This window comes from Kitasatospora sp. NPDC059408 (genome assembly GCF_042751525.1).
Taxonomy (GTDB): domain Bacteria; phylum Actinomycetota; class Actinomycetes; order Streptomycetales; family Streptomycetaceae; genus Kitasatospora.
In genome coordinates, this window is sequence record NZ_JBHYWI010000023.1 from 44123 (window position 1) to 70321 (window position 26199).

30 protein-coding genes are annotated in these 26199 nt (G+C 72.0%); 14 read left to right on the top strand and 16 right to left on the bottom strand.

Annotated elements, in window-relative coordinates; genetic code table 11:
* Positions 1-71 precede the first annotated feature (71 nt).
* Both ACFXDE_RS17465 and ACFXDE_RS17470 read right to left on the bottom strand, forming a co-directional pair.
* Positions 72-1394 (bottom strand): ATP-grasp domain-containing protein, encoded by a 1323-nt coding sequence (locus ACFXDE_RS17465; RefSeq protein ID WP_380495104.1) that lies wholly within the window; start codon positions 1392-1394, stop codon positions 72-74.
* Positions 1395-1691: 297 nt separating this feature from the next.
* The gene (locus ACFXDE_RS17470) at positions 1692-2159 is read right to left on the bottom strand and encodes an ATP-binding protein (protein WP_380495106.1); all 468 of its coding nucleotides are present in this window, start codon (positions 2157-2159) and stop codon (positions 1692-1694) included.
* A gap of 127 nt (positions 2160-2286) precedes the next feature.
* On the opposite strand from ACFXDE_RS17470, the gene ACFXDE_RS17475 reads away from it, so the two are divergent.
* From ACFXDE_RS17475 to ACFXDE_RS17490, 4 genes are all read left to right on the top strand, one after another.
* The gene (locus ACFXDE_RS17475) at positions 2287-3156 is read left to right on the top strand and encodes a Scr1 family TA system antitoxin-like transcriptional regulator (protein ID WP_380495247.1); all 870 of its coding nucleotides are present in this window, start codon (positions 2287-2289) and stop codon (positions 3154-3156) included.
* A complete protein-coding gene (locus ACFXDE_RS17480) occupies positions 3153-3341 on the top strand; it encodes a DUF397 domain-containing protein (protein WP_380495107.1) in 189 nt (62 codons plus the stop codon). The genes ACFXDE_RS17475 and ACFXDE_RS17480 overlap by 4 nt, the downstream gene beginning before the upstream one ends.
* 60 nt (positions 3342-3401) lie before the next feature.
* Positions 3402-3641, top strand: a complete 240-nt coding sequence (locus ACFXDE_RS17485) for a DUF397 domain-containing protein (protein WP_380495109.1) — start codon at positions 3402-3404, stop codon at positions 3639-3641.
* 270 nt (positions 3642-3911) lie between these two features.
* Entirely contained in the window at positions 3912-4931 is a 1020-nt protein-coding gene (locus ACFXDE_RS17490) for an LD-carboxypeptidase (protein ID WP_380495111.1), read from the top strand.
* A 97-nt stretch (positions 4932-5028) separates the two neighbouring features.
* Here ACFXDE_RS17490 and ACFXDE_RS17495 read toward each other — a convergent pair whose 3' ends face one another.
* From ACFXDE_RS17495 to ACFXDE_RS17515, 5 genes are all read right to left on the bottom strand, one after another.
* Positions 5029-5721, bottom strand: coding sequence for a class I SAM-dependent methyltransferase (locus tag ACFXDE_RS17495; RefSeq protein ID WP_380495113.1), 693 nt, complete (start codon positions 5719-5721; stop codon positions 5029-5031).
* A gap of 37 nt (positions 5722-5758) precedes the next feature.
* On the bottom strand, positions 5759-6271 hold the full coding sequence (locus ACFXDE_RS17500; RefSeq protein ID WP_380495115.1) for a hypothetical protein: 513 nt from the start codon (positions 6269-6271) through the stop codon (positions 5759-5761).
* Positions 6272-6569: 298 nt separating this feature from the next.
* Positions 6570-7811 (bottom strand): glycosyltransferase, encoded by a 1242-nt coding sequence (locus tag ACFXDE_RS17505; protein WP_380495117.1) that lies wholly within the window; start codon positions 7809-7811, stop codon positions 6570-6572.
* Positions 7812-8059: 248 nt separating this feature from the next.
* Positions 8060-8506 (bottom strand): nitroreductase family deazaflavin-dependent oxidoreductase, encoded by a 447-nt coding sequence (locus ACFXDE_RS17510; RefSeq protein ID WP_380495119.1) that lies wholly within the window; start codon positions 8504-8506, stop codon positions 8060-8062.
* Positions 8507-8720: 214 nt separating this feature from the next.
* Complete coding sequence (locus tag ACFXDE_RS17515; RefSeq protein ID WP_380495121.1) at positions 8721-8870, bottom strand: hypothetical protein; 150 nt, start codon at positions 8868-8870, stop codon at positions 8721-8723.
* Between the two features lie 4 nt (positions 8871-8874).
* Between ACFXDE_RS17515 and ACFXDE_RS17520 the strand changes: the two genes are divergently transcribed.
* From ACFXDE_RS17520 to ACFXDE_RS17535, 4 genes are all read left to right on the top strand, one after another.
* Positions 8875-9024, top strand: coding sequence for a hypothetical protein (locus ACFXDE_RS17520; protein WP_380495123.1), 150 nt, complete (start codon positions 8875-8877; stop codon positions 9022-9024).
* 6 nt (positions 9025-9030) lie between these two features.
* The gene (locus tag ACFXDE_RS17525; RefSeq protein ID WP_380495125.1) at positions 9031-9309 is read left to right on the top strand and encodes a hypothetical protein; all 279 of its coding nucleotides are present in this window, start codon (positions 9031-9033) and stop codon (positions 9307-9309) included.
* A 336-nt stretch (positions 9310-9645) separates the two neighbouring features.
* The gene (locus tag ACFXDE_RS17530) at positions 9646-10215 is read left to right on the top strand and encodes a GNAT family N-acetyltransferase (RefSeq protein ID WP_380495126.1); all 570 of its coding nucleotides are present in this window, start codon (positions 9646-9648) and stop codon (positions 10213-10215) included.
* Between the two features lie 67 nt (positions 10216-10282).
* On the top strand, positions 10283-10711 hold the full coding sequence (locus ACFXDE_RS17535) for a VOC family protein (protein WP_380495128.1): 429 nt from the start codon (positions 10283-10285) through the stop codon (positions 10709-10711).
* 76 nt (positions 10712-10787) lie between these two features.
* Here ACFXDE_RS17535 and ACFXDE_RS17540 read toward each other — a convergent pair whose 3' ends face one another.
* Positions 10788-11654 (bottom strand): MBL fold metallo-hydrolase, encoded by an 867-nt coding sequence (locus tag ACFXDE_RS17540; RefSeq protein WP_380495130.1) that lies wholly within the window; start codon positions 11652-11654, stop codon positions 10788-10790.
* A gap of 138 nt (positions 11655-11792) precedes the next feature.
* Between ACFXDE_RS17540 and ACFXDE_RS17545 the strand changes: the two genes are divergently transcribed.
* The gene (locus ACFXDE_RS17545; RefSeq protein ID WP_380495132.1) at positions 11793-12227 is read left to right on the top strand and encodes a MarR family winged helix-turn-helix transcriptional regulator; all 435 of its coding nucleotides are present in this window, start codon (positions 11793-11795) and stop codon (positions 12225-12227) included.
* Between the two features lie 56 nt (positions 12228-12283).
* Here the strand turns inward: ACFXDE_RS17545 and ACFXDE_RS17550 are convergent, their stop codons facing one another.
* The 3 genes from ACFXDE_RS17550 to ACFXDE_RS17560 form a co-directional block, all read right to left on the bottom strand.
* Positions 12284-13282, bottom strand: coding sequence for a hypothetical protein (locus ACFXDE_RS17550; protein WP_380495134.1), 999 nt, complete (start codon positions 13280-13282; stop codon positions 12284-12286).
* 181 nt (positions 13283-13463) lie between these two features.
* Entirely contained in the window at positions 13464-13889 is a 426-nt protein-coding gene (locus ACFXDE_RS17555; protein ID WP_380495136.1) for a hypothetical protein, read from the bottom strand.
* 58 nt (positions 13890-13947) lie between these two features.
* Positions 13948-15021, bottom strand: a complete 1074-nt coding sequence (locus ACFXDE_RS17560; protein WP_380495137.1) for a hypothetical protein — start codon at positions 15019-15021, stop codon at positions 13948-13950.
* Between the two features lie 142 nt (positions 15022-15163).
* Here ACFXDE_RS17560 and ACFXDE_RS17565 point away from each other — a divergent pair, with 142 nt between their 5' ends.
* Together ACFXDE_RS17565 and ACFXDE_RS17570 are read left to right on the top strand one after the other, a co-directional pair.
* The gene (locus ACFXDE_RS17565; RefSeq protein WP_380495140.1) at positions 15164-15787 is read left to right on the top strand and encodes a hypothetical protein; all 624 of its coding nucleotides are present in this window, start codon (positions 15164-15166) and stop codon (positions 15785-15787) included.
* A gap of 91 nt (positions 15788-15878) precedes the next feature.
* On the top strand, positions 15879-16916 hold the full coding sequence (locus ACFXDE_RS17570; protein ID WP_380495142.1) for a hypothetical protein: 1038 nt from the start codon (positions 15879-15881) through the stop codon (positions 16914-16916).
* A gap of 4 nt (positions 16917-16920) precedes the next feature.
* On the opposite strand, the gene ACFXDE_RS17575 is transcribed toward ACFXDE_RS17570, so the two are convergent.
* Entirely contained in the window at positions 16921-17214 is a 294-nt protein-coding gene (locus ACFXDE_RS17575) for a hypothetical protein (protein WP_380495143.1), read from the bottom strand.
* Positions 17215-17487: 273 nt separating this feature from the next.
* Between ACFXDE_RS17575 and ACFXDE_RS17580 the strand changes: the two genes are divergently transcribed.
* The gene (locus tag ACFXDE_RS17580; protein WP_380495146.1) at positions 17488-18483 is read left to right on the top strand and encodes a class I SAM-dependent methyltransferase; all 996 of its coding nucleotides are present in this window, start codon (positions 17488-17490) and stop codon (positions 18481-18483) included.
* A gap of 36 nt (positions 18484-18519) precedes the next feature.
* On the opposite strand, the gene ACFXDE_RS17585 is transcribed toward ACFXDE_RS17580, so the two are convergent.
* The gene (locus tag ACFXDE_RS17585; protein ID WP_380495149.1) at positions 18520-19068 is read right to left on the bottom strand and encodes a hypothetical protein; all 549 of its coding nucleotides are present in this window, start codon (positions 19066-19068) and stop codon (positions 18520-18522) included.
* Positions 19069-19319: 251 nt separating this feature from the next.
* Here ACFXDE_RS17585 and ACFXDE_RS17590 point away from each other — a divergent pair, with 251 nt between their 5' ends.
* Positions 19320-20282, top strand: coding sequence for an AraC family transcriptional regulator (locus ACFXDE_RS17590; RefSeq protein WP_380495151.1), 963 nt, complete (start codon positions 19320-19322; stop codon positions 20280-20282).
* A complete protein-coding gene (locus tag ACFXDE_RS17595) occupies positions 20254-21057 on the top strand; it encodes an inositol monophosphatase family protein (protein ID WP_380495153.1) in 804 nt (267 codons plus the stop codon). The genes ACFXDE_RS17590 and ACFXDE_RS17595 overlap by 29 nt, the downstream gene beginning before the upstream one ends.
* 61 nt (positions 21058-21118) lie before the next feature.
* On the opposite strand, the gene ACFXDE_RS17600 is transcribed toward ACFXDE_RS17595, so the two are convergent.
* The 3 genes from ACFXDE_RS17600 to ACFXDE_RS17610 form a co-directional block, all read right to left on the bottom strand.
* Complete coding sequence (locus ACFXDE_RS17600) at positions 21119-21523, bottom strand: peptidase inhibitor family I36 protein (RefSeq protein ID WP_380495156.1); 405 nt, start codon at positions 21521-21523, stop codon at positions 21119-21121.
* 156 nt (positions 21524-21679) lie between these two features.
* Positions 21680-25306: a helix-turn-helix domain-containing protein gene (locus ACFXDE_RS17605; RefSeq protein WP_380495158.1), complete on the bottom strand. Its 3627-nt coding sequence runs from the start codon at positions 25304-25306 to the stop codon at positions 21680-21682.
* A gap of 113 nt (positions 25307-25419) precedes the next feature.
* Positions 25420-26112 carry a hypothetical protein gene (locus ACFXDE_RS17610; RefSeq protein WP_380495160.1) on the bottom strand — a complete coding sequence of 231 codons (693 nt, stop codon included), beginning with the start codon at positions 26110-26112 and terminating at the stop codon, positions 25420-25422.
* Positions 26113-26199: the final 87 nt, after the last annotated feature.

Consider the following 26199-nt stretch of genomic DNA (forward strand, 5'->3'; position numbering starts at 1 on the left):
ACCGGCCGGAACCGGGGCAGGCCACTCCCACGCCGCACCAGGTCGACGTTCGGACGGGTCCCGCCGCTGCCCTACGAGGCGTCGGCGGACCCGTGGAACGGGTCGAACACCTCGTCGTAGGGGCGGAGGATCGCGTCCAGCGTCTCGGGCGTCGCCGCTGCGTCCGGGCCTTCGGCGACGGACTCGGTGGTGATCACCACGTGGGCGGCCGCCTTGCGGGCCAGGGCCACGGCCGTGTCGACGCCCTCGGCGTGGACGACGACGAGCCCGCAGCGGTCGTCCGACCAGCGCAGCTCCGACACCACCCCACCCGGCCGGACGCTCACGACCACGTCCACGACGCCTTCGACGGCCTTCGCCGCGTCGACACCGGTCACGGACGTGACGACACCGGGGTCGGCGGTCAGGAAACGGACCGCCGCCGCGCCGCGCGCCGGGTGGAGGCCGTCGAGCGGAGAGCCTCGGCCGGCCAGCCGGAAAGCGGCTTCCTCCATGTCGATTCCGTACACCAATTTCACGAGATCGTTGATGCGGTCGCCACCGCGCCGGGTGTGCGATTCGATGATGCGCGGTCCGTCGGCGGTCACGATCACCTCTGTGTGCGAGGGACCGTCCTGCAATCCGACCGCGTCGAGCAGGCGAATCGTCACATCACTGATCTCCGAGAGTTCGATGTCGGAAATGGGCGCGGGAATGACGTGCCCGACTTCGACGGTCCCGCCGTCGGTGTCCTTCGCGGTGACCGCGACGACGGTGTGCCGCCCGGCCTCGGAAAAGGCCTCGACACTCAGTTCCGGGCCGATCAGGAGCTGCTCGACCTGGAATTCACCGAGCCCGAACTCCTGGCACCAGGCCCACACGTCGTCGACCTCGTCGAGCGATGCGATCCGCCGCACCCCGAGACTGCCGGACCCCATCGTCGGCTTGACGATCGCGGCACCGTGCGCCGCGACGAACGCGCGCAGCTGCGCGTGGGAGGGATTCAGCTCGAAGGGCACCGGGCCGATGCCGCGCTCGTTGAGGAGCGCACGCATGGCCGACTTGTCGTGCAGCAGCCGGGCGGTGCGTTCCGTCGTGCCGGCGATCCCGAGCAGCGAGGTCAGGTGGCCCGCGACGAGCTGGGCCGCCTCGGTCTGGGTGACGATCCGGTCGATCGGGCCGAGCTCGTGCAGGGCCCGCGTCATGGCGACGGCGGAGGGCACGTGCTGATAGTCCACCAGAACGAGCTGACGACAGAACGGAATAACCGCCTGGTCGAATTGCGAAGGCTTCTGGAGGTAAACGACGTCGACATCGGCCGACGTGGCCTTCGGAACAATTCGAATGCTGTCCCCGATGATGAGGACACGAGGCTTTGCCACGAGCTTTCCCCCGGTCTGACCGCGCTCACTCATGCCGCTGGCGACCCTAGCACAGGGGCAACGGGGGCTGGTAGGGACGGACTTGGCGATTGACGTTTCTTTACTCGTCACCGTACTTACCGGCTGGTACTTCTTCGTTTTCGCTGGTCAATGGTCCGGCTCGGGGAACCGGACCGAATTGATCACCGAACGGGAGTAAGGGTCGCAGTCGGATTCCGCTGGGGCGAATGGTGCGGGTGGTGACGGGCGAGAGGGGAGAGCCAGATGAGGAGAGCGAGGACGAGGGCGATCGGCAGGACCGTGCAGGCGGTCGCGGTGGCGGCGGTGACGTCAGGCCGCATCGGTGCCGCCGGCGGGGAGGTCGAGTTCGACCCAGACGGTCTTGCCGTTGGGGTGGCGCGGGATCGTGCCCCAGCGGTCGGCGAGCGCGTCGACGAGCGTGAGGCCGCGCCCGGACTGGGAGTTGGGCGTGAGTCTGACCGGGAGGACGGGGAGGAGACGGTCCCCTCGGCAGTCGGACACCTCGATACGGAGGGTGGTGCCCCGGCGCACGGTGGTGGTGAGGCAGAGGTGGAGCTCGAACCCGCGCCCCGGAACACGGCCGTGCGTGATCGCGTTGGCCGCGAGCTCGCCGACGACGAGGAGGGCGGCGTAGTACGCCTCGGTGGCCGTCAAGTTGACCCGCCAGGCGGCGAGTTGACGGCGGGCGATCCGGCGTCCGATCGCCGCACCCTTGGGGGTGGCGGTGAGGACGGAGGTGTGGGAACGGGGATTGTCGAGGGGGGTTTCGGACTTCATGAGCAAAAGCGTGACGGCAGAGACGTACGCTGACCATGGCCGGAGCAGGCACGGAGAGTGCTTGTATGGCAGCGGATTGTCGCCTGTCACCTCTGGCGGGCGTGATCGGATCATAGGGGTGGTCACCATGGGTGGAGTCCGGGACGAGGACTCGACGACGACGATGCCGGAGGAGGAGGGCGAGGTCTCCGACTTCTTCCGCGCCATCGGGAAGCAGATCAAGCTGCTGCGCGAGCGGGCCGGCTTGACCCAGAAGGAACTCGGCGAGAAGGTCGGCTACGGCGAGCACCTGATCGGCGCCGTGGAACGCGGAAAGCGCACCCCGCAGCCGGAGTTGCTGGTCGCGCTCGACAAACTCCTCAACGCCGGTGGCCTGTTGGCCGTCGCGGCGGAGGACGTGGTCAAGGCGCGGGCGAAGGCACGGATGCGGCACCCGCACTGGTTCCGGGGCTACGCGGGCTTGGAAGTCGACTCAATCGAGACGCATGACTACAGCACGCTTCTCATCCCTGGACTGCTCCAGACCGAACCCTACGCGCGAGCACTCTTCGAGATGCGGCAGCCCGCACTCTCCGAGGAAGTGATCGAGATGCGCATCGCCGCGCGCATGGCGCGGCAGGAGGTCCTCACGCGCTGGCCAAGAGCGATCTTCAGCTGGGTGATTGACGAGAGCGTGCTTCTTCGTCCTCTGGGCGGATCCGAGATCCTCAAAGGACAGCTGCGTCGGCTGCTTGAAGTCGGGAACACACGAGGCATGGCGATCCAGGTCATGCCGATGAGTCGCACGGAACACGCGGGGCTGGGTGGAGGGTTCATTCTGATCACTCCCAAGGGCAAACCGCAGACCGGCTACATCGAGGTTCAGACGAGCAGTAGGCTGATCACCGACCCGGACGAGGTTCGGATCATGAACGCGCGGTACGGCACGCTCAGGGCACAGGCTCACAGTCCGCAGGAGTCCTTGTCCTTGATCGAGAAGATGCTGGGAGAGCTATGAGCACCGAGCTGGCATGGTTTAAGAGCAGCCACAGCAGCAACGAAGGCGGCGCTTGCGTCGAGGTGGCAGAGACCCCCGGCGTCGTCCACGTCCGTGACTCAAAGGACAAAAGCGGCCCGCAGCTGGCCTTCGAGCCGGCCGCGTGGAAGGCGTTCGTCGACTTCGCCGCGACCGCCGAGGTCTGAAATCGGCCTCTTGACGGCCCATCGCTAGGCAGCGATGGGCCGTCGGCGTACCGTCGGAACATGGCCGAGCTGACCTGGTTCAAGAGCAGCCACAGCAGCAACGAAGGCGGCGAGTGCGTCGAAGTCGCCTGGCGCAAGAGCACCTACAGCGGCAACGAGGGCGGCGAGTGCATCGAGGTCGCCGAGACGACGACCGCCGTTCTCGTCCGCGACTCCAAGGACAAGACCGGCCCCCACCTCACCTTCTCCCCCACGGCCTGGCAGGCCTTCGTGGACTTCGCCGCGACCGCCGAGGTCTGAGCGAGCGCAATCCGAGCCGGTACGTGGGAAGTCGGATCCGCCGACTTCCCACACCGTATCGAGGGTCGCGTCGAGGTCCGGTTCCCAGCACCACTACGGACCACCCGACGGCGAAGAACAGGCGCCGCCGTCGAGCGGCGTCGGTCGAAGCATTCACCGCGCCAAGGTAGACCCGCCGACCGGGCCGGCACCATGGCCAGGCAGGATCCCGGGGCGGCCGACCGGCGAAAGTCGCGTGACCCCACCGGCGGCACCGGCGACACTGACGCCATGACTGGTTCCGCACCGCCTCGACTGCTCCGACCGCGTGCCCTGAGGCCCGGAGACCTCGTGGTCATCGCCTCACTCTCCGGTCCCCTGCCCGCCGCTTACGAGCCCAACGTCGAGCAGACGGTGGTCGTGCTCCAGCGAATGGGCTTCCGTGTGCGTCGGGCGCCGCTGCTCGAAGCCGGACGCAGCCATTGGTGGAGCGCGGCCACGCCGGCGGAGATCGCCGGTGAACTCAATGGTCTCCTACGTGATCCCGAGGTGCGCGCGATCGTCGCGAGTGACGGCGGTCAGACCGCGCTCGGCTACCTCGACCTGATCGACGTCGAGGCGATCCGGGCCGACCCCAAGCCGATCCTCGGCTACAGCGACATCTCGCTGCTGCACCTGGTGCTCTACGCGCGCACGGGTCTGGTCGGGTTCCACGCCGACATGGCCGTTCCCGGCTTCGGCGGGCACTGGCAGTCCGCACCCGTGGCGCGCCGGGCGGAACTTGAGGATCTCTATTCCAGGCTGCTGACCGGTACCGAAGCGATCGGCGCGCTGCCGGCGAGCTCGTCGTGGGAGTGCTGGCGTCCCGGTCGTGCCGAAGGCCGGCTGATCGGCGGGGTGATCAATCGCATCGTGCTGGCGCAGGCGACGCGTTTCGCCCTCCCGCTCGAACGGTTCGACGGCGCGGTGCTGTTCTGGGAGGAGATGGGCGGTCTGGCCTCCCACGTGTGGAGCTACCTGCAGGTGATGCGGCACTCCGGCATCCTCGATCGGATCTCGGGCATGGTCGTGGGCGTTCCGCGCGAGATCGTCGGGCTGGAGCCCGGCGCGTCCCCGACCCTGCCCGAGATCGTCCTCGACGTCCTCGGCGACCGCGCCATCCCGGTCCTGGGCAACGTCGACTTCGGGCACGCCGGCCCGAACCTGCCGATGCCGGTCGGCATCCGCGTCGGCCTCGACGCGCAACAGCGGACGCTGTCGCTACTCGAACCGGCGGTAGGGCCGCCCGCGACGACGGGACCGGTCGGCTGAGCACCGCGGATCAGCGAGCCGACGCGTCGAGCGTCCACCCGGTTTCGCATTTGACGTCCACTCACACCCGAAGATGGCGTTCGCCGCTGCTCGTTCCCTATACCGCGGTGCGGTGTTGGGTACCGGCGGCTGTCAGCGGCGCCCGTGACCCGTCCGGTCGGCATGGCGCCAGCCGAGCGTAGTAGGAGAACGGCGGGCCGATCAGCCGGGTCACGTGGAGTCCCGCGGCATTGGCATGGCGAGCCAGGGTGGCGCGCCGCACCTGGTGCCGGTCGAAGAACTCGCCCACCACGATCCGTCCGTTCGGCTTCACCACCCGGCTCAGCTCCGTCAGCGTCACCGCCGGCTGCGGGATCTCACCCAAGGCCGTCACCAGGTAGGCGGCGTCGAACACGGAGTCCTCGAACGGCAGGTGGTGGGCGTCCGCCCGGGTCGGCGCGATGTTGGTGAGACCGCGCTGTGCGGCCCGGCTCATCACGTGGTCGAGCATCTCCTGCTGGACGTCGACGATGTCGAGTCGACCGTCGGTGCCCAGTTGCGGGGCGGTCTGCAGAGCCTGCAGGCCCGTGCCCGGTCCGACCTCCAGGACCCGCTCGCCCTGACGCAACTCCAGCATCGAATCGAGCCGCTCCTGGCTGAGCAGCGGCAAGGGCAGGTCGAGGAGCCGGCGCTGCGCGTACGGGTAGGGGGCGGAGTCGAACGCCCACCAGGACAGGGCCGCGGTGCCGGCCGCCGCCGCGGTCAACCCCCATCGCGCTCCGGGGCGACCGAGTGCAGTGCGAAGATTCATGATCAAGAGTCCTCTGTCGTGAGTAAGTGACGGCTGGTCAGACAGGCTGTGCTGTCGGAACGCGGAGCGCCCGCCAGGCGACGAGGGCACAGACCACCGCAAGCGGTAGTTCGGCGAAGCACGCCATGGCCAGCGCCACGGCGAAATCGCTGCCGGGCCCCGCTGTCACCGGGTCGAACCAGGAGTCGACCAGCAACAGCATCGACGTGGCCGCAGCAGGCAGGGCCCGGCGGGGATCGCCACGAGCGGCCAGGACCCCGGTGGCGATGAAGCCGAGTGCCTCCATGGCGTCCAACCCGGCCCAGGCGGCCGACCAGTGCACAGCAGTCGCTGTTGACGGCAGGGTGGTGCAGAGCACGAACGCCCAGGCGAGAACTGCGACTCCACAGCCGATGAGTGCCGACTCAGGCCACCGGCAACGGCTTCGGCGCCGGTGCTGCGCGGGCTGCTTGCCCGCAGCGGCGCGCTCGCGGGTCGAATCGGGCAGCGCCTTCGCCGTTGATCGCTCGATGACGCTGTACTTCTTTGTCGTGTCGCGAAGATCGATCATCGGTGCATTCCTCATGGCCATGAACCTAGGAACGGACCACGATCCACCGCGTCGGCCGGCGGATGTCACCTCTTCCCAGGCCGTCGGCCCGGGAGCGTATCCGGCGTACATCCCCGGGGCGACGCGCAGAGCCGACGCCACTGAATACGATCTCCGTATGGAACGGCTTCTCCAGCGTCTCGCGACATCGAGCCGACCGTGAGCACGCCGGTGGCACCGCCCGAGGGTTCGAAGCCCTCGGGCGGTGCCACGATGCACGAGCCGATCCGGCGCCCACGGCCTCGCAGGCGCCCGACAATCACCCGACAGCCGGGCCTTGTACGGGTCGGCCGGCCGCCTCCAGCAGCAGCTTCGCCGCCACCGTCGCCCCGTCCGCCCGGATCGTGCCCGCCACGGCCTTCGCCCGCTCGGCGACCTCGGGCGTCAGCACCACCCCCAACGCCGCCGTCAGCGACTCCACCGTCGGCGCCGGCCCCCGGTGCGCCGCGCCGATCCCCAACTCGGCCACCCGCGCCGCCCAGTACGGCTGGTCCGCGATCAGCGGCACGATCACCTGCGGCGCTCCCGCCCGCGAGGCCGTCGTCGTCGTGCCCGCGCCGCCGTGGTGCACGACCGCAGCCACCCGCCGGAACAGCGCCTGCTGGTTGACCTCCCCGACCACGAAGCAGTCGTCGCCGTCGTCGACCGCCCCCAGCCCGGCCCATCCGCTCCCGACGACGACCCGACGCCCGTACGCGCGGCTCGCCTCGATGACCGCTCCCGCCACGTCCTTCGGCGCGTACGAGGCCATGCTCCCGAAGCCGACGTACACCGGCGGCTCGCCCGCGGCCAGGAACGCCTCCAGCTCGTCCGGCAGCGGACGCTCGTCCGGCAGGATCCACGCCCCGGTCTGCAACAGATCCAGGTCCGTCATCCCTTCCGACGGGCACAGCACCGCGTCCGCCGCCAGCCAGGGCCGCTCCCCGAAGACGTGATCGCGGACGTTGTCCACCGGCGGCAGCCCGATCCCGGCCCGCCCGCGGTTGAGCGCCTCCCCGTACAGGCCGTTCACGCGCTCGCCGTCCTCCCGCCACAGCACCCGGAGGTCCGTCTCCCCCTCCGACAGCGGCGGCCCGGGGCGCCGGCCCGGCCGGAAGTGCGGCGACGGGATCCCGGCGATGTGGAAGCACGCGAACACGTACGGCACGCCGAGCTTCTCCGCCACGTCCCGCGCGCCCGCCGGCATCAGCCCGGTGGCGAGGATCGCATCGCACCCGTCCTTCGCCGCCGCGGCGAGGGTCTCGAACCGCGCCTCCACCAGCGCCGGCGCCAGCCGGAAGGCGTCCTCGCCGGTCGGCGGCTTCGGGTTGGCGACGATCGACTTCACCGTCGGCCCGAGCGGCACGAGCGGCACGCCGACCCGCGCCAGCAGGGCGACGAAGTCGTCGTCCGCGGGCGCGCAGACCGCCGCCTCCGCCCCGAGCCGCTGCAATTCCACCGCCAGCGCCGCCAGCGGTTCGACGTCTCCGCGTGATCCCCAGCTCGTCAACAAAACGCGCATTTCCCGACTCCCGTTTCCGCAGGTCATGGCCTTGAGACCGACGATTGTGCGGCACACCGGGGGCCTTGCGGCAAGCCCCCCGATGCGTTATATCTTGATAGTGGCGAGGAGAATATTTCTTCTCGCCTTTTCCGTGCCCACTGGACCTCCGGAGAGGGTTTCCCGCAGGGGACGGGACGCGAGGGGGCGCGGTGGAGCGACGGAAGCTGATCGGGATCGGTGCGGGGCTGTACGGCTAGCCTCCGGTCCTACCCGTGCGAGGGCTCCAGCACGAAGACGGGGATCACGCGGTCGGTCTTCTCCTGGTATTCGGCGTACGGCGGATACGCGGCGACCGCGCGCTCCCACCACTCGGCCTTCTCGGCTCCGGTGATCTCACGGGCCGTCATGTCCCGGCGTTCGGGCCCGTCCTGGAGCTCCACGTGCGGGTCGGACTTGACGTTGAAGTACCAGACCGGGTGACGCGGGAAGCCGCCCTTCGAGGCCACCGCCGCGTACCGCCCCTCGTGCTCGACGCGCATCAACGGGGTCTTGCGGATCTTGCCGCTCTTCGCACCGCGCGTCGTGAGGATGACGACGGGCAGGCCCGTGTCCCAGAGCGTCGTTCCCTGCGTGCCGCCCGAACTCTCGTACAGCTCGACCTGCTCGCGCACCCACTGCGCCGGGCTCGGCTCGTACTCGCCCTCAAGAGGCATCGCGTTCACCCCATCGTCACGTCATGAAGTGTGGTGTCCGACAGGCAATGCCCGCTCCGGCCGGAGGCACCCCCAGCTGAAGAAGCCTATCGGGTCCTACGCGCGTGTTCGCGTCACGGGCGGTGGCCGTTCGGTGGTGTCACAAGCACGTGGGCACGGCCTCGTGAAGGCCGCGCCCACGTGGCCGTGCGCACGCTCGACCTACTCCGGGTGGTCAGGCCTTCCTGATGGTGTACGCGATGCCGCTGCCCACGCAGTTGCTGGCGCCCTGCGAGCTCGCCACGACCCACCCCGCCGGGACCGGCGAGAAGGAGCAGACGATGGCGTAACGCAGGTTGGCGGCGTTCACGATGATGTACGCCACGCCGGTGCCGACGCAACCGGCGGTGCTGTACGAGCTCGCCACGACCCACCCCGCCGGGATGGGAGACATCGAACACGCGGTGACGTTGGTCCGGTTCGCGGTGTTCGCGATGGAGTACGCGACACCGGTACCGGCGCAACCGGCACTGCTGTAGGAAAGCGTGATCACCCACCCCGCCGGAATCGGCGACATCGAACACGTAGTGGCGGCAGTCCGGTTCGCGGTGTTCGCGATGGAGTACGCGACACCGGTACCGGCGCAACCGGCACTGCTGTACGAAAGCGTGATCACCCACCCCGCCGGGATGGGAGACATCGAACACACGGTGGCGCCGGCCTGCCCGGTCACGTCCACGATGGTGAACGCCACGCCGGTGCCGGGACAACCGGCGCTGCTGTACGAACTCGTGATCACCCACCCCGCCGGAACCGGTGAGTAGGAGCAGATGGTCCCGCCACCGGCGAGCCGCTGCGGGGCCGCCTGTGCTTGCGCGGTCGCGGCGGTCATCACGCCCAGGAGCATGAGGACGACCGTCACCAGATGAGGTATGCGGTTCCGTACGGACTTCAAGGCCGGCCTCGAATCTTCTCGACGCTCCACGACCACGCTGGCGTGGCCGAAATGAACGATTGGCACACGGTGCATTCACCGTAGCTGAGATAGTGTCAGAGTTGCTCCAGGGCCGCCACTGTGCAACGGATACCGGTGTCCCAGGGGCCCGGCCCATGGGCAAAGCAGTTGCCGGAAGCCAGGTCGCCCTGCTCGAATCGCCGTCGTGAACGCCTACCTGCGCACCGACCGCCTGACCCTCCGCCGCTTCACCCCCGCCGACCTGGACGACCTCGCCGCGCTGCACGGCCACCCCGACGTCATGCGCCACATCGACGACGGCCGGCCCGTACCCCGGACCGCCGTCGAACGCGAACACCTCCCCGCCCTCCTCCGCGAGTACGACGAACTCCCGGGCGGAATGGGCTGCTTCGCCGCGGTCGAGACGTCGTCCGGGCGCTTCCTCGGCTGGGTCTCGCTCCGCCCCGCGAGCAGCGTCGGCCTGACCGGCGGCGACACCGAACTCGGCTACCGCATGCTGCCGTCCACCTGGGGCCGGGGCTACGCCACCGAGGGCGCGCGGGCCATCGTCCACCACGCCTTCACCGAGCTCGGCGTCGAGCGGATCGTCGCCACCACGATGACGGTCAACACGGCCTCCCGTCGCGTCATGGAGAAAACCGGGCTGACGCACGTCCGCACGTTCTTCGAGGAGTGGCCCGAGTACATCGAGGGCGCCGAACACGGCGACGTCGAGTACGCGGTCACCCGCGAAGCGTGGGCCCGGGGCCGGTAGACCACGGCGCCAACGCACCTGCTCCGGCCGAGGAATGAGCAGCCGAGCCCCCTGTTAGGGTGCGCGCATGTCATCGATCAAGCAGTTCCAGGTCACCTTCGACTGCGCGGAGCCCGAGCGCGTCGGCCGCTTCTGGTGCGAGGTACTGGGGTACGCGGCAGCGAATCCTCCGAAGGAGTTCGCCACTTGGGACGACTACGAGAACTCCCGGTCCCCCGAGGAACGGGGTTCGTGGTTCGCCTGCACCGATCCGACCGGCGTGGGCCCGCGGCTGTACTTCCAGCGCGTTCCCGAGGGGAAGATCGTCAAGAACCGGGTGCACCTCGACGTGCGCGTCGGCACCGGGCTCGTGGGCGAGGAGCGCCTCGCCGCGCTCGAAGCCGAGTGCGCACGGCTGCTCCCGCTGGGCGCGGTACGCGTGCAGTTGCTGTACGACGGTCACGACTCGTGCATCGCGATGCAGGACATCGAGGGCAACGAGTTCTGCATCGACTGAGCAACGTCCTGCCGAGCCGCACACCCCGGAGATCCCCGAGCCGACCGCTCGGGGATCTCCTTCGTTTCGGGGCGGATCAGGCGTCCACGGGCTGCCAGGCCGGACCGTCCCCTCCCGCCTCGACGCGCCCGAACACAACGTCGGCGAAGTGCACGCCGAAGCCGATCGTGTCCGGCTCGGCCAGCTCGGCGACCAGGCGGCGACGGTTCTCGGCGGTCCGGGCGAGGTCGTGGTCGAAGCCCGAGGACCACTCGGGGTGGTCGATCTGGATCGGCGAGTGCACGGCGTCGCCGAAGGCGATCAGGCGCCGGCCACCGCCGGTGATGACGTACTCGGCGTGCCCGACGGTGTGGCCCGGGGTGATCCGCACCTGCACGCCGGGGAAGACCTCCTCGCCGTCCGAGACCGTCCGGACGTGCGGGGCGAGGGCCGCGGCCTGCTCGGCCGTCAGATCCCCGCGCCCCTCCCACTCCGGCCCGGAGATCAGGTAGTCGGCGCGGGCGAACGCCGGCCGGTCGCCCTCGGGGGTGCAGGCCCAGCCGAGGTGGTCGACGTGGAGGTGGGTGAAGGCCACCGCCTCGATGTCCTCGGGGGCGCGGCCGAGCCGGGCCAGGTTGTCCAGGAGCGCGCCGCCCCGGATCGAGTGGAGCGGGCCCTCCGGGAGCTCCAGCGCCCTCGGGCCGACGCCCGTGTCGATCAGCAGCGCCCGGCCGCCGTGCTCGACGAGCAGCGCGCCGACGCTCCCGACGAGGTTGCCCGTGGAGTCCAGGTACTCGGGGTGCGCCGCCCACACGTCCTCCGTGGTGTCCGGCAGCATCGCGAGCGGCCGGAGCCGCACGTCGCCGTCCGGCACGTACGACACCTTGGTGTCGCCGAGCCGAATCGAGCGGATGTCCGACGGCCGGCTCAGCCGTGCGGTGTCCTGCTTCGTACTCAAGTCCATTGTGAGTCCTCTCCCCTGATGGCCGTTCATCGGCCCGGCGCCGCGCTCCCCGCGGCGACGGAGATCACCATAAGCATCAAGTTCGAATCATTCAAGCTCAAAATATTCTGGCTTGACGGACTTGCTAGGATGGGGGGCATGACGACGTCCCGGGCCCAGGAACCGCAGGCCATCGCCGAACGACAGCTGTGCGGCATGGTCAACGGACTCGCCCAGCGCATCGGCGAGCACGTGCGCGAGCACGCCGCCGCCCTCGGCCTCACCGAGGCCCAGGCGACGGCGCTGCGCGAGCTGACCGGGCCGATGACCATGCGCGAGCTCGCCGAGCGCATGAGCTGCGAGCCGTCCAACGCGACCTTCGTCGTCGACAAGCTCGAGAAGCAGGGCCTGATCGAGCGCCACCCCCACCCCACCGACCGCCGCGCCAAGCACCTGGTGCTCACGTCCGAGGGCACCGCGATGCGCGACCGCCTCCTCGAACTCCTCGCCGTCGGCTCCCCGTTGGCGGCCCTCGGCCCGGAGGAGCAACGCGTCCTCCACGGCCTGCTGAAGCAGGCCATCACCCGGTCGTAACGCGCCTGGAGGGGCGGGGGGAAACGCCCCCCGCCCCTCCTCACCGCAGCCACACGCTACGGGCGCCGGTCGAAGCCGACCTTCCACTGGACGAGACCCTGGTAGAAGGTCGCGATGAGGAAGACGCTCCGGGCGGTCGCGGTCAGCCACGGGTTGTTCCGCATGCCGGCGTACGTGTTCTCGTGCTGGAACCCGCTCCAGCTGCGCTCGGTCCACTGCCCCAGGTAGGCCTGGTGGTAGCCGTTGCCGGAGTTGCCCAGGACGGCGATGACGCCGTCACCCGTCTCCGTGGTGAACGCGATGCTCGGGGTGCCGAAGATCTGCAGGTTGTCGTCGAGGCGCTGCGGCTGGCCCCAGACGTCGGAGCGGTGGTCCCGCGTCATGACGTACGCACGCCCGTCCAGCCCGCGGTGGACGAGGGCGAACTGGTCCCAGTAGCTGCTGTAGGCGATGGAGTTGGCCGTGTCGCTCAGGATGCCGGGGACCTGCCGGGGAGCGGCCCAGTTCGCTCCGTCGAAGGACGCGGTGTACTGGTTGTTGTCGGTCGCGCTCCCCCACGACAGGAGCATCTCGCCGTTGCGGACCGGGGTGACGGACAGCGACAGGTTGGGCCTGGTCACCACGTTCCCTTCGGGCGACCACCAGTTGGCGGGCTGGCTCTGCGAGAGGATCCCGCTCTGGGTGAACCGCGGCTGCGTGTAGTAGATCCGCCCGTCGACCCCGGTGTGGAAGACGTAGAAGCCGTTGGCCGTCCACACCACGCGGGGCGCGGCCTGCGTCTGGGTGCCAGGGAAGACCACCGGGGCGCCGCCGTTCCGCGATATCCAGACGCGGTTGTTGTCGTTCCCGCGCCACACCTGGATGAGGGTGTCGGGGCTGCGGGCCTCGGAGATCGTGTCCCCGGACTGCAGGTTCACCTCGTTCTCGGTCTCCTGGTACCACTGGCTGCCCTCGCCGAGGGCCGCCGACGCGGGCGAGGCCAGTCCGACGAGCAGGGCGAGGACGGCGGTGAGGACGGTCATCACCAGACCGCCGCCTCGTTGGATCTTGGACACGGGTGTCTCCGTTCGGGAGGTCGGCCGGGAAGAGAGCCTTCCCGCGAGGGCTCCGCCCGGGCCCGACGACATCGCCAGGGCCCCGAACCGCTCACGGAAAGGCTGTCGGTGAGCGAAGGAGCAGGACATCAGTCATCTGACTGTCCGTTCGCCCACGCTCCCGCCCGACCGACCCGTTGTCCTAAGAACCGACCGGCGGGTCCTCCAGGTCGCTGATGACGAGGGTGTCCAGCCGCACCGAGTACCAGACGTCCTGCGACGTGCCCCCGCCCCACTTCTCCGTCAGCACGATCGTGGCGTGCCCGGCGCCGCTGCCCTCGTAGCGGGTGGACCAGTCGAGCGGCACGTTCTGGGCGCGGAACACCGGGTCGGCGTCGTTCGCCTGCGCCCACGCGTCGAGCCGCCTGTTCAGCTCCGCCGTCAGGTAGTGGGCACGGACCTCGGCGGGCGACTGGTCCTTCGTGTCGAGGACCGCCCGGCGGTACTCCCGGAAGAAGGTGTTCACCCGGGCCTCGGGCGTGCCGGCCGCCGCGTGGGCCGGAACGGCGGGCACCACGACGGCGGCCCCGAGCACGGCGGCGGCGAGGGCGGTACGCAACTTCGACATGATTCCTCCATCAGGACAGGAACGTCTTCACCGGAGGAACGACCGGGCAAGCCCCCGGCTACGACGCCCGACCACCCGCGAACGCCGGGTACCCCGGTAGCGGTTCGTCGTCCCACTCGCCCGCGATCTTCCGCAGCAGCAGCCCCGCCGTCTCCGCGAGGGCCGGGAAGTCCGTCAGTCCGCTCGCCATCTCCCAGCGGTGGCGCAGCACTTGCCGCGCCGTCGGGGACGGTCGCCGAGAGTGGAGGGGCTTGTTCTCCGCCGTGCGCGGAACCAGCCAGACGGTGGTGTAGACCGTCCAGGCCGCGATGGCCTGCTGCATCCCGGCCTGCCACACGGCGTCCTCGGCGAGTGCGGGATAGGCCGCGACGATCTCGGTGCGGTACGCCTCCTCGATCGCCTCCGTCTGGCCGGGCGGGAGCCGGAAGACGCACCAGCAGGTGGAGAACGGCATCCGGCAGTAGGCAGCCGTCAGGAAGACGGACTGGTAGCAGGCCGCCTCGAAGTCGATCAGCCGCAGGCCGTCCGGGGTGAGCAGGTTGTTGTCGGGACAGGTGTCGCCCGGGGTGAACGCGGGGTACTCCTCCCCGCCGGCCGTGCCGATCCGCGCCAGCTCCCCGGCGAGTTCGGACGGCACGGCGATCCCGGTCTCCTCAAGCCGCAGCAGTAGCTTGGTGACGGACTGCCGGATCCACGGCTCCTCCGGCGCCAACACCGTCGTGGACTCCGCCACCAGCCGCTCGAACTCGGCCTGCCGGTGCACCGATCCGGCGCCCAGCCGCCCGAGCCCGCGCGCCCAGGCCAGCAGGCTCCCCTCGGCGGCCTTCGGATCGTCCCCGAGCAGCACGTCCGCCAGCGTCGGCGCCGTGCCGAGGTCCGCCATCACGACCAGCGGCACGATCGGGTCGACGGCGAGCAACTGCGGCCCGCCCAGCCCGAGCGAGAGCGCGGCGGCCTCGCGCGCGAAACAGCGCACCGCCCCGTCCCCGCCCTTGAACGCCTTCACGACGACGCTGCCGCCGGCCGCCGTCCGGCACCGCAGCACGGCGCTGCGGCTGCTGCCGCCCAGGTCCACCGGGTCCGTCAGCCCGGTGCCCAACACGTCGCCCGCCCTGCGCAAGATCTGTTCCACCCGGCCATCCTGTCAGCGCGCGCAACCGGAATACGGAGAGTGCCGATCCCCGTTCGGGCGACTACGACGTGTGCGCACCAGCCTGCCGGACGAGAGTGGAGGCGGGGGCAATCCATCCGAGCGAGAAGATCGGAATCCCGTCATGACGATACGCAGGTCCATGCTCCTCGTCGGCGCCGGCGGCCTGGCCGTCACCGCACTGGTGGTCCGGGTGGCCGTCGCCGAGGCCCCGGTGAGCCTGACGGTGGCGCACGGCAGCGGCGAGTGCACCTTCGACTGGACGAAGGAGGGCGTCGCCTTCACTCCCACCGCCCCCGGGAAGGCGCCCGGTTCCTACGCTGTATCGGACATCAAGGGCACCGTCACGGTCGACATGGCCGCTCCCGATCCCCTCTCCTTCGCCCGATCGGCCACGGTCGACGGAAGGTTCAAGGGAGGCTTCACGCTCAAGGATGCCGCCGGGCACTTCGTGCAGGTCTCCGAGGGGCAGGGCAGCGCACCCGCCGGCAAGGGCGAGTTCCTGGTGAAGACCTCCGCCGACGGCGCCGGCACCCGGATGCCCGTCTACGCCCTCAAGGACGCCTCCGACGCCCTCGACCCGAGCATCGTCTCCATGGTCCCGCCCAGGGTGAAGCTGAACGTCCTCCCCATCGAGATGGTGCTGACCCCCGAGTTCGCGCGCACCCTGAACGACACCTTCGGGCCCGATAGCGCCAACCCCGGCCAGCCGTACGGCATTTGCAGCGCGCAGATCACCACCAGCTGACGCCGGACCGCCCCCTTGCGGGCGGGGACCGTCGCCGTCACCCTTTGGTCGAGCGACGGCCCGAACACCCTTCCCCCGAAAGGGCCCCAGCATGCCCCAGGACACCGCGTTCACCCTCCCCTTCGGGGCCGTGACCAGCCCGGACGCCGACGCCGCCCGGCACCGCAGCCTCCTCTGGTGCCGGCGGCTGGGGCTCATCGCGGACCCGGTCGACGAAGTGCGCTTCCTGCACTGGGACATCGCCGGCCTCATGGCCGCCTGGAACCCCCGGGCGAGCGGTGCGCAGCTGGACTTGACCGTCGACGCGGTGGTGGTGGCGACTTTCCTGGACGACCACGTCGACGGCCCGCTCGCCGACCGGCCGGACCAAGTGGCCGCCGTCTGCGCGGACTTCGCCACCGTCATCGCCACCGGAGGACAGCCTCCGGCCGGCGCCGGGCCACTGATCCGGGCGTTCGGCGACGTGTGGCGCCGCCTCGCCGACGGCGCCTCGCCCGCCTGGCTGGAGCGCACCGGGCAGCACTGGCAGTGGTACCTCGGCGCCTACACCCAGGAGGCGCACAACCGCGCCCGCCGTCGCGTCCCGACCCGCGCCGAGTACGCGGAACTGCGCCGCCGGTCGGGCTTCGTGTACGCGATGATCGACCTCGGCCAGAAGGCCTACGGCTTCGAACTCCCGCGCCGTCTCTACGCCGACGCCGTGGTGCGCCGGATGCTCGACATCACGGCGGACGTCGTCGACACGTTCAACGACGTGCACTCCGTGGAGAAGGAGGAATCGCGCGGCGACCTCCACAACCTCGTGCTCGTCATCGAGAACGAGCTGGGCTGCGACCGCGCCGACACCGTCCGCGAGATCCAGGGCATGATCAGCGCCTGGTGCGAGGAGTTCCTCGCCCTGGAGCAGCGCCTGTTGAGCACGGTCGGGCTGCGGGACACCGCCACCGCCCTCCGGATCGCCGACTGCATGCGCACGGCGATGAGCGGCTACCTGGAGTGGAGCCGGACGACCCGCCGCTACTCCCACCTGGTCCCCGCCGGGGAGCCCGCCCTCGTCACCGACCTCGTCACCTCGCCACGGTCCACGCACGGCCACCCACACCTGTGGCGGGGACACACGCCGTCCTGAGCGATCAGCCCAGCAGGGCACGGACGGTGGGCTCGACGAGGTTAACGAGGTCCAGGTCCACCGGTTGCTCCCACGCCCACCTCAGGAGGCCGAGCACCACCCTGTCGTCCAACGGCTGCGGTAGCGCAGTCGCACGTCCCACCGGATCCAGGCCCTCCAGCAGGCGCAGCACCAGGACGCCCTCCCCGAACTCGGCCTCCATGGGATGCGGCAGGCTGCCCAGCCACGTCAGCAGCGCGGCTGCCCGGCCGGCGGGATCCGGGTAGTCGGCGGCCAACTGCTCGCGGAAAGCGCCCACTTGGGCCTCCGGCAACTGTCCGGCGTCTCGCCCGGACACCTTCGCCAGCGCCGGCCGCAGCGAGACCGGAACCTGCCGACGCGCCAACTCCCCTGAACCGTACCGCCCGTGACCGGCCTGCCGGGTCTGGTGCACCCCCTCACGGAGCCCCATAGCGTACGACCCCGGGGGGCGTCGTGCGCCTGGTCAGCCGATTCGCACCCGTGGATCACGTGAATGACCGCCCCCACGATGGGCATTGATGGTGTGCCGAGCCTGCCAAAGGAGCCGCCCGTGTCCGCGCCGTCGTACCTGCCCGCGATGACCCTCGACCAGTACCTCGGGCACCTCTCCGCCCGGCACCCGCAGTGGCACCGGGCGCTCGATCCGGGGCGGCTCGGGTCCGCCACGGCCATGCGCCGGCTCTTCTCGCCGTCGGACGAGTTCAGCCCCGTCTGCGCCGACTCCCCGCGCGCCCCCGGGAACCCGCTCGTGCACTGGACCGGTGGCCGCGAACTGCTCCGCCTGGCCACCGGCGGCGCGAGCGACGCACTCGTCCTGGACGTGCTCGGCGGCGACGGTCCGCTCGCGCGCGCCGCCGCCGTCCGCCCCGGACAGGTGCCGGACGGGCTGGCCCTGCTGACCGGGGACCTCTCCGGCCCCATGGTGGCCGCCGCCCTCGCCCACGGCCTGCCCGCCGTCCGGCAGTCCGCCGACCGGCTGCTCCTCGCCGACGGCACGGTGGACGCGGTGCTGCTGGCGTACGGCACGCACCACGTCCCGTCCGACGACCGGCCCGCCGTGGTCGCCGAGGCCGTGCGGGTGCTGCGGCCGGGCGGCCGGGTCGTGCTGCACGACTTCGAGCCGCACAGCCCGACGGCCGCGTTCTTCCGGACCGTCGTCGACCCCCACGCCGCCGTCCGCCACGACCACCCGCACTTCACCCGCACCGAGCTGCTCGACCTGTTCGCGCCGCACCCCGTCGCCGTGCGCCTGCTCGACGTCTACGACCCGTTCACCGTCCGTGCGGCATCCCCGGAGGACGCGAAGGCCGCCATGGTCGACCACCTCGCCGAGACCTACGCCCTGACGGACCACTTCGCCGCGCTCGGCCCCGAGCGGGCCTGGGAGCTCCTGGTCGCCGCCTTCGACCACACCGACCACCTCGCCGGCCTCTGCACGCCCCTCAACGCCCCCGCCCGCCCCTTGGTCGGCCCGGTGCTCGACGGCTACGTCGCCGAGGTCCCGAGGGTGGCGCTCGTCGCGGTGGCCGAGCGCCGCGCGAGGTAGGCCCCGGAGGTGGGCCCTGCCCGTCGGGCGGGGCCCTCACGGGAAGACGTGGTACCACTGGGACCGCTCCGGCCCGCTGTTCTCGTGCGCCCAGAACCCTCCGCCCAGCGGCCCCGAGACACCGGGAGGACCCGGTGTGACCCCGTTCACCACCTGCCCCCGGGACTCGAAGAACCGCCGGAACGCCCCGGCCGGATCCGCGGCGACCGCCCGGCGCGCCGCGTCGTCGAGTTCGATCGTCACCTCGAAGAGCTCGGCGGTCCCCACCCGCACCCGCTCGGCGCCGGCGCTCACCGCGTCGCCGTCGGCCAGGGGAAAGACCGGGGACCACTTCGACTCGTCCCCTCCGCTGGTGATGTGGATGTACCCCGGGTGGTACGGCAGGCCGGGCTGCGGCTCCGGCGCCGTGATCGCGTTGACCTTGAACCCCTGCGACTCCAGGAACCGCCTGACGGTCCCGGCCGGGTCCTTCTCCAGCTCCCGCCGCACCGCGTCGTCCGCGACGTCGATCGTGACGCGCACGACCTCGAACTCGACGTCCTCCACCTTCCGCAACGTTCCGCGCAGTTCCACTCCGTCGGACATGACGTACCTCCAGGGCGCCTCGTCGACGTCCCCCATCCCCCATCCCCCAGTCTGCGCCGCCCCCCGGTGCCCGCAACGCGGGACGAAGTCACAGCCTCCGCCACTCGATACGCACAGTCACCATCCGCCGGGCAACATCCAACACCCGGCCCTGGAAGGGGCAATACCGCCGGGTTCGTGCGGCAGCCGGGCTCGCGCCCGAAGCCGCTGCTCGGACGGGCGCCTGGCGGCTCGCCGCATACGCTCGGTCCGTGGACGTTCTCAGCGATGTGATCACGGTGGCGCGGACCGGGCGTCCCCGCTCGGCGTGGGTTCGATGGCATGCGCCGTGGGGGCAGCGGTTCCCGGCCGTGCCCGGGGCGGTGGCGTTCCAGGTGGTGCTGGAGGGGAGTTGCTGGTTCCTGGCGCCGGGCGCCGAGCCCGTCCGACTGGACGCGGGCGACGTGCTGTTCCTGCCGCACGGCAGCGGGCACGCGCTGGCCGACGACCCGGCGACCCCGCTCACGGCCCCGGTGTGCAAGCCGGACGAGCCCGGCGATGCCTACGTCGCGGACACCGTCGACCGCCTCGGCCTGAGCGGCCCGGCCACCGTCGTCCTGTGCGGAGCGTACGAGCTCGACCCGACCCGCACGCACCCCCTGCTCCTGACCCTCCCGGACTTCCTGCACCTCCCGGCGGATCCGGTCCGTCGCCCCGAACTCCACGCCGCCGTCACGCTCCTGGCCGCCGAGGTGGCATCGCCGCGCCCGGGCACCGGCGCGATCGTCCCGGCGCTCCTCGACACCCTGCTGATGTACGTGCTGCGCAGCAGGCTCGCCGAGCGCCCCGCCGACGGTCCGGCGACCGGCTGGGCCGCCGCGCTCGCCGACCCCGCCGTTGCCGCCGCCCTCCACGCCCTGCACAACGCCCCGGCCGAGCCCTGGACCGTCGGCAAACTCGCCGCCGAAGTCGGCCTCTCCCGGGCCGCGTTCGCCCGCCGCTTCGCCTCGACGGTCGGCCGGCCACCGCTCGGCTACCTGACCTGGTGGCGGATGAGCACCGCCGCCCACCACCTCCGGACGACGGACGCGCCCCTGCGCGTCGTCGCCGCCCGGGTCGGGTACGGCTCCGAGTTCGCCTTCGCCGCCGCCTTCAAACGGGCCCACGGCATGGCTCCCGGCACGTACCGCTCGTATGCTGCTCACCGTGATCAACTCGCTGACGAACATGGATGATTCCGAGGTCGCCATCGCCGCCGCGCGCGCCGGTGCCGACGTGGTGCGCGCGATGTACGGGCAGGACCTCGCCCGCATCGACAAGGGCGCCGGGGACTTCGCCACCGCGGCCGACGTGGCGGCGGAGCGGGCGATCCTCGACGTCATCCGCGCGGCCCGGCCGGACGACGCGCTGCTCGGCGAGGAGGGCGGGCGGCAGGGGCCCGTCGGCGCCGGGCGCGAGTGGCTGGTGGATCCCCTGTGCGGGACGCTCAACTACGCCGCGGGCACGCTGGTGGTGGCCGTCAACGTCGCGCTCCGCGACGGCGCCGCGGCGGTGGCGGATCCGTTCGGCGGCGAGGTCTTCTTCACCGACGGGACGACCGCCCGGGTGCGCCGCGACGGCGTCGACGCGACGCTGACGCCCACCGCCGCCACGCAGTTGGTGGACGTCAACCTCGACCCGCCGTTCCCGGGCGCCCCCGGGTTCCGGGCCGTGGAACTGCTTGCCGACGCGCGGTTCGTCGAACGCTTCCGGCCGCGGGTCGTGTCGACGTCGCTGGCGCTGGCCTGGGTGGCCGCCGGCAAGCGCGCCGCGTACGTCACCGACGGCGGCGACCTGTCCGGGAGCGTCCACTTCGCCGCGGGCATCGCGCTGTGCCGGGCTGCCGGCTGCGTGGTCACCGGCATCGACGGCACCCCGATCGACACCGGGGCGGGCGGCCGCGGGCTGCTCGTGGCGGCGGACGCCGAGACGCACGGGCTGCTGATGTCGATGATCACCGGTCAGGGCTGACGAGGCCGGCACCGCGCCGTCGCTCCCCTCGTGGCGGCGGCGCGGTGCTCGGGGAGCGGTCTCAGCGGGAGGTTCGGCACCTGGTGAGGGAGCCCTCGGCGTTGATCGACTTGATGTGCCCGAACCACTCGGGGATCACGTTGCCCCAGTTGTCCGGCGGAACCGTCACGGAGTTTCCGCTGCAGTGCACGTCGCTCCAGATCCTCCAGGAGGCGTTGCTGTGGTTCCACCACGAGGCGGCGTTGTAGGCGACCTTGGTGTCCTTGAGGTCGTTGTCGTAGCTCGCCCGCAGCAGGACCCCGCCCGTGCGGTTCTGCTCCGTGTAGAGGCAGAAGTTGCCCGCCGAGCACCCGGACTCCGCCGACGCGGGGTGGGCGGTGGCGGTCACGGGCGGGGCGCCCAGCGCGGTGGTGAGGGTGAGGGCGGCCGTGGCCAGCGCCGTGGCCAGGGAACGGTGGTGCGTCATCGCTGTGGTCCTCTCGGTGTTCGGCGGGCGCCGGGGCTCCGGCCGCTCCGCCGTCACCAGGAGTGTTCGGCCTCCTGGCCACCGGCTGAACGGGTTGTCCGTTGCCGGCGCCGCCAGGCACCTGGCAACACCCTCCGACCTGGGACGACGCCACCCTCAGTGACAGGCCGCCGGCACCGGCTCCTGCGGCACCAGCCGCTGCCAGCGAGCGGGGTCGGGCCTCGGGGCGAGCCCGCAGACACGGGCCAGGACGCGCCCGGGGTCGAGGTCCCACCGGCGCAGCGTGCCGTCCCGCGAGGCGGTGACGAGCGTGCGGGCGTCCGTGAACACGCCGTCCTGGACGGCCGCCGCGTGGCCGCGCAGCTCGGCCTCCAGGGTTCCGCCCGGCACCCGCCACACCCGGGCGGTCCGGTCGCGGGAGCCGCTGACCAGCCGGGTGCCGTCGGGGCTGAACCGGACGTTGACGATCGGGCCGGTGTGTCCGGGCAGGACGGTGACGCGCTGCGGGTCCGCGACCGGCCGCAGGTGCACCTCGCCGTCGCGCCCGGCGGTGGCGAGGAGGGTGCCGTCCGGGCTGGCGGCGACGCCGAAGACGGTGTCGTGGTGGTCGTGCAGGACGGTCGCGCGGCCGGTGCGGGTGTCCCAGAGGCGCACGGTCTCGTCCTGGCCGGCGGAGGCGAGCAGCGTGCCGTCGCCGATGAACGCGAGGCCGAACACCTCGTCGTCGTGGCCGGTCAGCTCGCCCGCCGGCTCCCTGGTGGCGACGTCCCACAGCCGCACGACGCCGTCGTTCCCGGCGGAGGCGAGGCGGCTGCCGTCCGCGCTGAAGGCGAGCGCCTTGACGGGCCCGGTGTGGCCGGTGAGCTCGCCGGCCGGGGAGAGGTCGGCGGTGTGCCAGAGGCGGACGACGTGGTCGGCCCCGGCGGTGGCCAGCAGGGTGCCGTCCGGGCTGTGGACGATGCCCCAGACGGCGCCGGTGTGGGCTTGGCGGGAGGTGACCTCGGTGTGGCGGGCGACGTCCCACAGGTGGAGCCTCCCGTCGACGGCACCGGCGACGACCTGGGGACCGGCCGGTCCTGACACTCCGTCGAGAGAGAGCACCGCGGCGGCCGGGTGCGCGACGAGTACCGGGTCACCCAGGCGCCACAGGCGGTTCACGGCGTCGTCGCCGACCGTCAGCAGCAGGGTGTCCGACACGAACCGCACGGCGTTCACCGGTCCGCTGTGCCCCGACAGCGTCGCCACCGGCTGCCCGGTCGCGGTGTCCCACACGCGGACGGCGTTGTCGCGGCCCCCGGTGGCGAGGGTGCGGCCGTCCGGGGCGAAGGTGACGGCGAGCACCGCGTCCGCGTGACCGGTCAGGGGCGCGGCGGCGGGCGCCCGGGTGTCGGTGTGCCAGATCCGCACGCCCTCCGGCCGGGCGACCGCGAGCAGCGACGCGTCCGGACTGAAGGCGAGGGCGCGGAGGTCCGGGCCGAGCTGCCAGGGCTCACCCGCGGCGCCCTTGGCCACGTCCCACAGAACGACCGTGCCGTCCGCGCGGGCCACCGCGAGCGTGCGGCCGTCCGGGGAGAACGCCAGGTCGATTACCCCGCCGTGCCCGGGTTCGCCGATCACGGCGGGCGGCCTGGCGGGCGCCGCGCCGTCGTAGAGGCGCACCGTCCCGTCGTCGCCGCCCTCGGCGAGGAGTCGGCCCACCGGAGCGTACGCGAGGGCGCGTACCGGGCCACCGTGCGCCGCGTATTGGCGTACCGCAGGGGCGGGCGTGCTCGTGTCGTACACCCGCGTGATCCCGTCCGCGCCGGCGGTCGCGACCAGCATCGCGTCCTGGGACAGCGTGACGGCGCGCAGCGACGACGGGCCCACGGACAGCGCGAAGCGGGCGCGGGAGGCGGACCCGTCCGGCTGGAGGTCCCACAGCCGCAGGACGCCGTCGTTGCCCGAGGTCGCCGCCGTCCGGCCGTCCGCCGAGACGGCCGCGGCGTTCACGGCGCGTCCGCCCGCGTCGCCGAACTGTCCCACCAGCGACTGCCCCTGTGCGCTCAGCAGGGCACTGCGGCTGCGCGGGGTGTCCGCCGCCCGGAACGCCTCGGCGGCCAGCAGCATTGCGACGTCCGGCTCGGTCGCCGCCACCGCCTGCGCCTGCGCCGCGTACTCGTCCGAGCGCGCCAGCCGGGCCGCCGTCACCGCCCGGCCGCGCTGCCCCCACGCCACCGCCCCGGCGCTCAGCGCGAGCGCCAGGCACCCGGCGAGGGCCGCCGTCAGCCGGCGCAGGCGGCGCGCCCTCGCCAGCGCCGCCCGCTGCGCCGCCTCCTCGGCCTCCTGCGAGCGGGTGAGGAATGCGACCTCCGGCGGGCTGAGCGCGCCCGCGCCGTCGCCCCGGGCCCATTCCCGGGCCAGGGCGAGGCGGGTGCCCTGGTAGAGGGCGGACGGGTCGCGCCCGGCGTCCTGCCACGCCTCGCACGCCTGGCCGAGCTGGCGGTGCACCCGCAGGCCCGCGCGGTCGGCGTCCAGCCACTCGCGCAGCCGCGGCCAGGCGGTGAGCAGGGCCTCGTGGGTGATCTCGACGCCGTCGCCGGTGAGCGTCAGCATGCGGGCCCGGCCGAGCGCCTCGACGGCGGCGCGGGCGTGGTCGCGCCGCTCGGCGGGCTCGTGCCACAGCAGGCGTTCGAGCGGGACGCGACGGCGGGCCTGGCGAACGCCGTCGCCGGCGTGGACGAGTCGGATCATCATCCTGTGGACGGCGGCCCGGCCGTCCTGGGGCTGGCGGAGGTACACCGCCTCCGCCGTCGTGGCGAGCGCCTCACGGACGCCGCCGGTGCGGCGGTAACCGGCCACGGTGAGCACCCGGCCCTCGCGCTGCTGCCAGGTGGCGAGCAGCGCGTGGGCGAGGAGGGGGAGAGTGCCCGCCTCGACGGGATCCGCCCCGAGGTCGGAGAGCAGGAGGTCGACCAGGCCGACTTCCAGCTCCAGCCCCTCCGCCGCAGCCGGCCCCTCGACGGCCCGGACGAGCTCCGCCCGGTTCATCGGGCCGAGCGGCAGGTGCCCGTTCTCCAGCGCGGCGAGCAGCTCCGGATAGGCCAGGCACCGCCCGTACAGGTCCGCGCGCACGCCGATCACGACGGGCACGGTACGCGGCCCCGGCCCGGACCACGCACACAGCGCCGCGACGAACGCCCGCCGCTCGTCCTCGTCCTGACACTCCGTGAACAGCTCCTCGAACTGGTCGACGACGATCAGGGCCTGTCCGCTGTCGTCGGCAACCGCATCAAGCCTGGCCAGCACCTGTCTCGGCCGGGCCGTCGGCGTGCACACCTCGACCCGCCAGCCCGCCGACCCCGGCAGGCACCCGCGCGCCAACGCCGGGACCAGCCCGGCCCGCAGCAGCGAGGACTTGCCCGTCCCCGACGGGGCGACCACCGCCAACGGGCCGCCGCCGTCCATCCGTTCGCCGACGCACGCGACCAGCCGGGCGCTCGCGCGCTCACGGCCGAAGAACCACCGGGCCTGGCCGGCCTGGAACGCGGCTAGCCCGGGGTACGGGCAGGCGTCGGCTGCTCCTTCGGAGACCATCGCCGCCAGATCGCCGTCACCCCCGAGCGCGGCGTCGCAGGCACGGGCGACGTCCAGCGACATCGGGCGCTCGCCGGTCTCGATGCGGCTCAGGTAGCCCTTGCTGAAGTGCGCCTGCCTCGCGAGCGCCGACAGGCTCATCCCGCGCTCGCGCCGCATCCGGCGCAGCACCGCACCGGGTGCCTCGTCCCGGTCCTGCTCGTTCGACACGCGCGCTCCCTCGGCCGGCACCAGCACGTGCCCCGATTGTCGGCGGACGATCGACCCGCCCGGACGGCCTGCCGCCCGGCCTCATCCGAAAGTGCGAACGCCGGTCCGGGAGTTCACGAACGACCGGGCGGCCGTCTCGACGCCTTGGCCGCCTGCAAAGCCGTCCGGGCACGCTCGGCACCCCGCGCATCGACGACCGTGCCGACTCTCCCCTCCCCCTCACAAGCCCGGCAACGCCCGGGCCGTGGCACGGGATCACGGCATTCCCAGCACTCCGCATACCGCTTCGGCGCCACCGCGTGAACCGGCGGCATCTTCCGCACCAGGCGATCGCGCAGCACCCCCACCGGCGAGTGCACGGGCGACGGCAACCCGGGCAGCAACGCCTGCGCCAGATCGGCCGGACTGCTCCCCCGCTCCAGCCACTCCTCGACGAGCGGCGCCAGCGCCGCCGCCTCCCGCTCCCCGAGCCGCAGCCGCGGCTCCGGCCGAACCACCTGGAGCAGCGTCCGCGCCGCCACGCCCGGACCCGGGCCCGAGTCCGAGTCCGAGCCCGAGTCGCCCGGGAGGGTGGGTTCTTGCTCACGTTCCTTTACTTCAGGAACGGCACGGGGACCGCCCACCGGCCGACCGGCCGCCGGACCCTTGGCACCCGGCGCCACCTGCGGCGTGTCGTAGACGTGCGCCTCACTGCGCAACGTCCCGTCCGGCAACCGGACCACCTCGACGCAGTAGAACCCGGCGTCCGTCAGCTCTTTGAGGGCCTTCTGCACGGCACAGCGCCCCTGCGGACTGGTGTCGGCCATGCGCCGCCCGTCCTCCCGCCACCCGTCGGGCCGGGAGAGGAGATCGGCGAGCAGACCGCGCGCAGTGTAGCTGAGCCGACGATTCTG